Origin of the sequence: Frankia sp. Hr75.2 (genome assembly GCF_949319125.1) — a bacterium.
In the GTDB taxonomy this organism is placed as follows: Bacteria; Actinomycetota; Actinomycetes; order Frankiales; family Frankiaceae; genus Parafrankia; species Parafrankia soli.
Genome location: NZ_CASGGV010000068.1, coordinates 1 through 7,427 on the forward strand (window position 1 = coordinate 1; position 7,427 = coordinate 7,427).

At 70.1% G+C, this 7,427-nt stretch carries 10 protein-coding genes and 1 pseudogene; 5 read left to right on the plus strand and 6 right to left on the minus strand.

Annotated elements, in window-relative coordinates; translation table 11 throughout:
• On the minus strand, nt 1-591 hold a 591-nt coding region (locus tag AC559T_RS07210; RefSeq protein WP_498868186.1), incomplete at its 3' end, for an amidohydrolase family protein.
• Nucleotides 592-1,075: 484 nt separating this feature from the next.
• Nucleotides 1,076-1,519: a hypothetical protein gene (locus AC559T_RS07215; RefSeq protein WP_498868187.1), complete on the minus strand. Its 444-nt coding sequence runs from the start codon at nt 1,517-1,519 to the stop codon at nt 1,076-1,078.
• Here AC559T_RS07215 and AC559T_RS07220 point away from each other — a divergent pair.
• Nucleotides 1,518-2,000: a TetR/AcrR family transcriptional regulator C-terminal domain-containing protein gene (locus AC559T_RS07220; RefSeq protein WP_498868188.1), complete on the plus strand. Its 483-nt coding sequence runs from the start codon at nt 1,518-1,520 to the stop codon at nt 1,998-2,000. The two genes, AC559T_RS07215 and AC559T_RS07220, sit on opposite strands and share 2 nt — an antisense overlap.
• An 85-nt stretch (nt 2,001-2,085) precedes the next feature.
• The gene (locus tag AC559T_RS07225; protein WP_498868189.1) at nt 2,086-3,069 is read left to right on the plus strand and encodes an NADP-dependent oxidoreductase; all 984 of its coding nucleotides are present in this window, start codon (nt 2,086-2,088) and stop codon (nt 3,067-3,069) included.
• 100 nt (nt 3,070-3,169) lie between these two features.
• On the opposite strand, the gene AC559T_RS07230 is transcribed toward AC559T_RS07225, so the two are convergent.
• The 3 genes from AC559T_RS07230 to AC559T_RS07240 all read right to left on the minus strand — a co-directional run bounded on the left by AC559T_RS07230 (nt 3,170) and on the right by AC559T_RS07240 (nt 4,694).
• A complete protein-coding gene (locus AC559T_RS07230) occupies nt 3,170-3,430 on the minus strand; it encodes a hypothetical protein (protein WP_498868190.1) in 261 nt (86 codons plus the stop codon).
• 83 nt (nt 3,431-3,513) lie between these two features.
• The gene (locus AC559T_RS07235) at nt 3,514-4,086 is read right to left on the minus strand and encodes a hypothetical protein (RefSeq protein WP_498868191.1); all 573 of its coding nucleotides are present in this window, start codon (nt 4,084-4,086) and stop codon (nt 3,514-3,516) included.
• Nucleotides 4,083-4,694 (minus strand): SigE family RNA polymerase sigma factor, encoded by a 612-nt coding sequence (locus AC559T_RS07240; RefSeq protein WP_498868192.1) that lies wholly within the window; start codon nt 4,692-4,694, stop codon nt 4,083-4,085. The genes AC559T_RS07235 and AC559T_RS07240 overlap by 4 nt, the downstream gene beginning before the upstream one ends.
• Nucleotides 4,695-4,909: 215 nt before the next feature.
• On the opposite strand from AC559T_RS07240, the pseudogene AC559T_RS07245 reads away from it, so the two are divergent.
• Together AC559T_RS07245 and AC559T_RS07250 are read left to right on the plus strand one after the other, a co-directional pair.
• Nucleotides 4,910-5,224, plus strand: a pseudogene (locus tag AC559T_RS07245) (MerR family transcriptional regulator); the annotation flags it as partial.
• 168 nt (nt 5,225-5,392) lie between these two features.
• The gene (locus tag AC559T_RS07250) at nt 5,393-6,385 is read left to right on the plus strand and encodes an aldo/keto reductase (protein WP_498868194.1); all 993 of its coding nucleotides are present in this window, start codon (nt 5,393-5,395) and stop codon (nt 6,383-6,385) included.
• Here AC559T_RS07250 and AC559T_RS07255 read toward each other — a convergent pair.
• Entirely contained in the window at nt 6,375-6,644 is a 270-nt protein-coding gene (locus tag AC559T_RS07255; RefSeq protein ID WP_498868193.1) for an aldehyde dehydrogenase family protein, read from the minus strand. The genes AC559T_RS07250 and AC559T_RS07255 overlap by 11 nt on opposite strands.
• Here AC559T_RS07255 and AC559T_RS07260 point away from each other — a divergent pair.
• Nucleotides 6,639-7,025, plus strand: a complete 387-nt coding sequence (locus AC559T_RS07260; protein ID WP_235014837.1) for a hypothetical protein — start codon at nt 6,639-6,641, stop codon at nt 7,023-7,025. The genes AC559T_RS07255 and AC559T_RS07260 overlap by 6 nt on opposite strands.
• The last annotated feature ends 402 nt before the right edge of the window (nt 7,026-7,427 follow it).

Here is a 7,427-nt window from a genome sequence, read left to right on the forward strand (position 1 = left end):
AGCCCAGAAGTCGAGATCGTGGTAGCTGGGCAGGCCCTCGAGGTGCGGCAGCTCGGGCATCGTGACCGCCCGGCAGCCCTTCGCCGCCACCCGGCGGATCTCGTTCACCATCAGCTCCGGCTTCCAGGTCGGAAGCAGCGCCAGCGGGATGAACCGGCCCGGGTAGGTGCCGGCCCACTCGTCGATGTGCCAGTTGTTGTACGCCTGGATCATCGTGACCGTGGTGTCGGTCTTGTAGTGGTTGAGATGCCCGGCGCTGAACCCGGCGAACGTCGGGAAGCACATCGACGCCAGGATCCCGTTACGGTCCATGTCCCGGACCCGGTCGTGGATGTCGTACACCCCCGGGCGCATCTCGGCGAAGCCGGCCGGGTCCTTGCCCCACTCCTCCGCCGGCCACGAGACGACCGCGTTCAGGCCACTGACGCCCGTCACCCGGCCCTGGTAGATCCACTGGTCCACGCCCTTGTCGTTGCGCACGACGTGCGGCGCCTGGTCGACCAGGTTCGCCGGGACGTGGTTCTTGAACATGTCGGGCGGCTCGACCACGTGGTCGTCGATGCTCACCAAGACCATGTCGTCGATGTTCATGATCCTCCTCGACTGGCGGGTCCGGGGCGTGCGCCAGACCACATCGTCAGCGTCTCTATCTGTTTCTACGCTTCCCGGCTCTGGCCGTCTCTGCGTATTCGGCCAACAAGCCCACGAAATCGGTCAGGGATCCGCTCGGCTCATCCCGGGTGACCGGGGTGCGTCGGTGCGTCATCAGGACACCCCGACACCGTTCCCGGCAGGGCGACGTCTCGGCGCATCCATACCCCCTCCCTGATCAACCATGACTGATGAGCAGGTCAAGCGCCATCGAAGCCGGCCACGCCCCACCCGGGATCCGGCCGCGCCGCATCGTGGTGGATTAGTCACTCAAAGTAGCGCTGCCGTGAATCGATCAGGAATCGATCGGGCCGGATCTGGGACGCCGCCACCGGCCGGCCTGTCGGTTGGCGGCTTGAGCAGTTGCCCGATGGCGAGCTGGCGGTCTGGTCAGCGTCTCGGCGGATGACGCTGCCCGTCACCGTCACCGCTCGGCCCGTGCCGAGCCGGACGTGCCGACGGCGGCGAAGAAGTCGGCCACTGCCGCGGCTACACGCCGCGGCGCCCTCTCCGGCCCGAAATGGTCGAGGTCCCCGAAGGTGACGAGGCTGGCGCGGGGCAGAATCCCGGCGAGCTGTCGGGTCGCGCGTCCGGCCGCGGTGTCGTCACTGTCCCTGCCGGCCATGAGCAGCGTCGGAGTCGTGATCGCGCGGTAGCGGTCGGGCTGGTTCGCCACCCTCGCCGCTTCCTGATGCTCCCTGATCGTCCCGCCCAGCAGGGCGTGTTTCCGACGGCGTTCGGCGGGTCTGATCGCGAATGCCAGGATGAGTCCGAGCAGGGCACGAGGGACCCGTCCCGTCGTCTCGGGGTTCACGCCGGCCGGCTGGCGCCGGTGCCTGGAGGCGGCGGCACGGTCCCAGTGGGCCATGTACCGCCGGCACCCCTGGCTGGCACAGGCGATGTCCTTCACCAGGCCCCTGATGTCGCCGCAGATCAAGGCTCATGCGGAGTGGGTGATGCGGGCACTGCACGGACTCGGTCTCGACCCGGTGGCCATGATCCACGTACACACCACCCTGGCCGCCCACATCCGTGGGCTGGCCCTGAACCTGGAGGCGGAGGCGGAGGCGGTGCAGGACTCGGGCCTCACCGACGAGCAGTGGATGGACGCCCACGGCACTCCCGCGATCACCCCACCGGCGGCGACTTCGGCTCACCCGCTGCTGGCGAGCGTCCCGCCCCGATCCCTCGACCTCGACTCGCTCTTCGAGTTCGGCCTGCAACGCCTCCTCGACGGCATCGCCATCCTGATCGAGACGAGTCGCTGCCCCGTTCAGCCTCCCCCGCAGGCCGTGTCCAGGCCGATGAGCGGTGACGAGAATTCGCCGGAGCGTGGTGCCTCCGCGTGACCCGGGTCTCATCTCCTGCCCTTGATCTCAACCGCGGTCGAGGTCGCAGACTCGACCTTCGTCAACGGCGATGAAGGGATGTCCGATGAAGGCAGCGGCGTTCGCGCGGCACGGTGGCCCGGAGGTTCTCGAGCTGATGGATCTGGCCACGCCGGTGGCCGGGCCCGGCCAGGTACGGGTCCGGGTCCGGTTCGCCGGTGTCCAGCCGATCGACTGCGCCGTCCGCGCGGGCTGGGCACCGCCCGGGGTGACACCCCGGCTCCCGACGATTCCCGGCAACGAGTTCGCCGGGGTCGTCGACCAGGTCGGCGACAGGGCCGATGGAATCGGCGGGGCCGATGGAATCGGCGGGATCGACAGCGTCGGCGGCGTAGACGGCGGGGGTCACGGCGTCGCGGTGGGCGCCGAGGTGCTCGGCTTCGGGCAGCTGGGTGCGTATGCCGAGTATCTGGTGGTACCGGCCGGCCAGGTGACCGCCAAGCCGGCCGGCATGTCCTGGGAGGTTGCGGGTGGGTTCAGCGGCGGGGCGCAGACCGCCCACATCACGCTGCGGGAGCTGGGCGTCGGCAGGGACGACACCGTCCTGATCCACGCCGCCGCCGGCGGGGTCGGGACGGTCGCCGTCCAACTGGCCGTACGCGCCGGCTCGACCGTCATCGGCACCGCCGGCGCGGCCAACCACGACTATCTCCGCTCACTGGGCGCGATCCCGGTCGCCTACGGCGACGGCCTGGTCGAACGCGTCCAGGCGATCGCGCCCGCGGGCGTGGACGCCGTGCTGGACGGAGCCGGCGGCGACGCGCTGACCACGTCGCTGGCGCTGGTCGCCGACCGGAGCCGGATCCTCACCCTCGTCGAGCACGGCCGGGCGGGGGAGCTCGGGATCCGGGTCACGCCCAACCTCCGGTCAGCCGCCCGGCTCGCCGAGCTGGCCGACCTCCAGGCGCACGGAGCCCTGCACATCAACGTCCGCCGGGTCGTCCCGCTCGCGGACGCCGCCGAGGCGCACCGGGAGCTGGAGACGAGACACGGCCGCGGCAAGATCGTCCTCGCCGTCAGCAGCGGCTGACCGCCACCACCCCCCGCAGTGGCGCGTCAGGAGGCGCCACTGCCTCTGCCCGCGCGGCACGGGGAGTGACGGCGCCCGTCTCAGCCCTCCTAGGCCCTCCTCAGCCCGCCTCGGTTGCAGCCAGGAGGCGGCCATCCCGGTCGTAGGCCCGGACGACCGGTCGATTGGCCTGGTACCAGTCGTTGAAAAGCGTCGGGTTGTTCCGTCTGAAGTCCTCGAACCCGGGCTCACCGGGCCGTGGACCAGGCTCGGGCGGATCGATCTGGACGGTCCTGACCACGACCTTCCCGTCCTGGATGGGAACCTCGACGATTTCGCCGGACGGAGTCGTCGCGGTGACCCGGGCAACCCGGGCCGACACCCGTCCGCCACAGTCATGGACCGTGCGACTGTCACCGGGGCCGCTACCGAAGCCGGCTCCGAGGCGGCCTCCGAAGCCGCCGCCTATCCCGTGACTTCCGCCGGCGTACTCCAGCTCGAGATCGGTCCGGGGCACCGCATCGTGCCCGCCCCCCAGCTGTAGACATACGCCCCGTCGATGTCCAGCCGACCTGCCGCGTCCGCCGGCACGTCGCAGTCGACGAACGTCGAGGGGTTCGACAGGATCACGGTCGCTCCGGCGGCGTCCCGCGCCGCCGCCCACACCGTCAGCCCACCCGGCTGGAAGCGCGCCGGGTCCGCCGGCCCAGGACCGGACTGTAGGCACTCGACCACGAGATGTGCCGCTTCGTCCGGAGTGAAGGTGACCGGCTGGAGCCGGGTGATCCGCGGGGCCGGCGGAAGGTCGGCGGGCGCGAGGGATGCCTTCCCCGTGCCGCCCCCCAGAGTCAGGCCGGCCGCGATCCCCACCGCGGCCACGGCGCACGCCACCGCCGGGGCGGCCCGCCGCGCGACCCGACGACGGCGCTCCCCCGGAACCCGGGCCCGTACGCCGGCCCACAGATCACCCGACGGCCGGACGTCCACCGTTCGCTCCGCGCCACGAAGGCGTTCGATCATCTCCTCGTCGGAGATCATGCCGCACCTCCCCTCGTCCCGTTCAGTTCCGATGCGCCGAGCTGGGGCGGCACGGCGCCGTCGCCGGATCTCGACGGCTGCCGCACGCCGTCGGACCGCGGTCCCATCGCCGTCCCCAGCGACGGATCGGCCCGCAACCGGGCCAGGCCCCGTGACGCGTGGGTCTTCACAGTCCCGACCGAGCAGCCGAGGATCTCCGCGACGCGGGCCTCGGACAGGTCCTCGCAGTAGCGCAGCACCACGACGGCCCGCCGCCGGGTGGGCAGGGCGGCCAGCGCCGCCGCGAGTCCCGCCCGGTCCTCCACCGCCGCCAGCTCGCCGGCGGACCCGCCGACCAGCCTGTCGGGCACCGTGGGCATCAGCGTCTCGACCACCCGGCGACCGCGGAACCGTCGCCGATGAGCGTTGACGAGAATTCGCCGCACGTAGGCGTCAGGGGAGTCGCACACACGGACCTTCCGCCAGGCGACGAAGGTACGTGCCAACGCCGTCTGCGCCAGGTCCTCCGCCTCGGCCGCGTCGCCGGTCAGCAGGTACGCCAGCCGCAGCAAGGCCGGCAGCCGGGCGGCGAAATACGCCCGGAACTCATCGTGTCCGTCATCGTCCATCAGCCCTCCTCAACCCTCCAGAGGCCCCCAGGACCCGCTCAGGTTGACCGAGACGGAGCTGACCGACTCGACGCCGCCAATGACGCCGATCATGGCGGCCGCGTTGATCCTGGGCACGACGGCCCGTCCCGATCCGCGTGGGTGAGGCTGGTCGGGCGCGCCGTACGCCGGAAGAGGTTTGACTTCGAGCGCGCTCGAAGTCCTAGCTTCGAGGCATGACCGCGATCGACGAGCTCAGCGAAGACGGTCCTCGGGTGCCGGCCGGGCGTACGTCGGGCTGCCGGGCACCCGGGCCGGGACGGCCCTCCGTCGGCGTCGCCGGGCCGGCGGACAGCGGCCTCACCATCGCGGAGACGGCGACGGTGAGCGGCGTGAGCGCGCACACTCTGCGGTACTACGAGCGGGTGGGCCTCATGCTCGATCGGGTGGCGCGCGCTCCGTCGAGCCATCGCCGCTACGACGACGAGGACCTGCGCTGGATCGCGACGCTCACCGCGCTGCGCCAAACCGGCATGCCGATCCGCCAGATCGCGCGGTACGCGGCGCTTGTACGGGCCGGCCACGGCAACGAGACCGAACGGCTCGAGCTGCTCACCGCCCACAAGGAGCGCGTCACCGAGCGTCTCGATGAGGTTCGCCGCCATCTCACAGCCATCGACACCAAGATTGATATCTATCGGGAGAGGACCAGACGACCGATGCCCCACGACACATTGCGCCAGGTACCGCTCGGTTCCCAGGGACTCCAGGTCAGCGTGCAGGGCCTCGGCTGCATGGGCATGTCCGACTTCTACGGCGCAACCGACGACAACGAATCGATCGCCACCATTCGGCGGGCGCTCGGCCTGGGCGTCACCTTCCTCGACACCGCCGACATGTACGGGCCGTTCACAAACGAGCGACTGGTCGGGCGGGCCATCTCCGGCCGGCGCGACGAGGTGACGCTCGCGACCAAGTTCGGGATCGTCCGTGACCCGGACAATCCCCAGGCCAGGAACATCAACGGCCGGCCGGAGTACGTCCGCTCAGCCTGCGACGCATCCCTGTCCCGCCTCGGGGTCGACCACATCGATCTCTACTACCAGCATCGGGTCGACCCGACTGTGCCGATCGAGGACACCGTTGGCGCCATGGCCGAGCTGGTCACCGCCGGGAAGGTGCGCTACCTCGGCCTCTCCGAAGCATCGCCGGCCACGATCCGCCGGGCGCACGCCGTGCATCCCATCTCCGCACTGCAGACCGAGTACTCGATCTGGTCACGCCACCCCGAAGAGGAGATCCTCCCGACGGTGCGCGAGCTCGGCATCGGCTTCATCGCCTACAGCCCGCTCGGACGGGGGTTCCTCACCGGAACCTTCCGTACCCAGAACGACTTCGAGGCCGGCGACTTCCGCGCCAGCATGCCCCGGATGAACTCCGAGAACCTCGACGCCAACCTCTCGGTCGTCGCCCAGATCGAGGAGATCGCGGCGGCGCGGAACGCGACACCCGCCCAGGTCGCGCTCGCCTGGGTGCACCACCAGGGCGACGACATCGTCCCGATCCCCGGAACGAAACGACGTCGTTACCTGGAGCAGAACGTCGCCGCCGCCGGCCTCTCACTGACTCCGCACGAGTTGGAAATCCTGACGAAGGCCGGCGAGGCTGTGCAGGGCGAGCGCTACCCGGACATGTCCAACGTCAATCTGTGATGTGAGAGGGCATCTGGTGGTCGAAGACCAGCTGGCAGTTCAGCGTGATGGTGCCCGCCTCGATCCGCTTGGCGAGGCGGTGGGCCCGGGCGCCGTTCTGCGTGTAGACGGCGCCGGCCAGACCGTAGGTCGTGTCGTTGGCCAGGGCGATGGCCTCGTCCTCGTCGTCGAACGGCAGGACGGCGACCACCGGCCCGAAGATCTCCTCGCGGTACAGCCGTGCGTCGGTGGAGACGTTGGTGAGCACGGTCGGGTGCACGAAGTATCCCTTGCCTTGTGGGAGTTCGGCAGCGAACCCGGTACCGCCCTGATCACCGAGTTCATGGCCCTGGCCAACCACCGCAAGACCATCCGCGCGGAGATCGCCGAAATCGCCGAGCGATCCCGCGAGGCACAACTGGAGTCGCTCACCCGTAGAGCCGCCGATGAGGATCTCGGCCTCCCCGACGTGCCCCCGATCGCGCTCCTGGTCCTGATGACCATGGTCTCCAGAGGAATCATGATGGAAAATTCCCTGGGAGTGACCCTCGGACATGCGGAAGCCCTGGCGGTCATCGAGAACATTCTCGCCACCGTCGAGAACAGGTCAGACTCGGCCCACATCGACGGCGTCACCGAAACGCGCGCCGCCGGCCTGTGACACGATTCCACCCCTTTCCAACTCGGCACCATGTACTACAGATGAGTGCCAGACCTTCGGAAAACTCGTTCGGCTGGTCCCACCCGATGCTGACGCCCCTTCGTGGCTGTCCTGTCGGGTTGCGCCCTGGAGCGCCTCGTCGAAATGAGGCGTCCACATCGTTCACTCGCCCCCGTTGCTGACGCCGCCGAGTTGTTCGATCCGCTGGGCCGCAGGTCGGTCAGCGCGGCGACGGAGGCGGTGAGTGAGCCGTCCGGCGCACGAGCAGACGGCTCCGAATCCTGTGACGTGACACCGCCCGTCAGCGGCCCCGGTGCCCTGGCGGCTCAGGGCGCGGTGAGTGCTTCGGTGGGTTGGAGGCGGGAGGCGCGGGTGGCGGGGTAGAGCCCGGCGCCCGCGCCG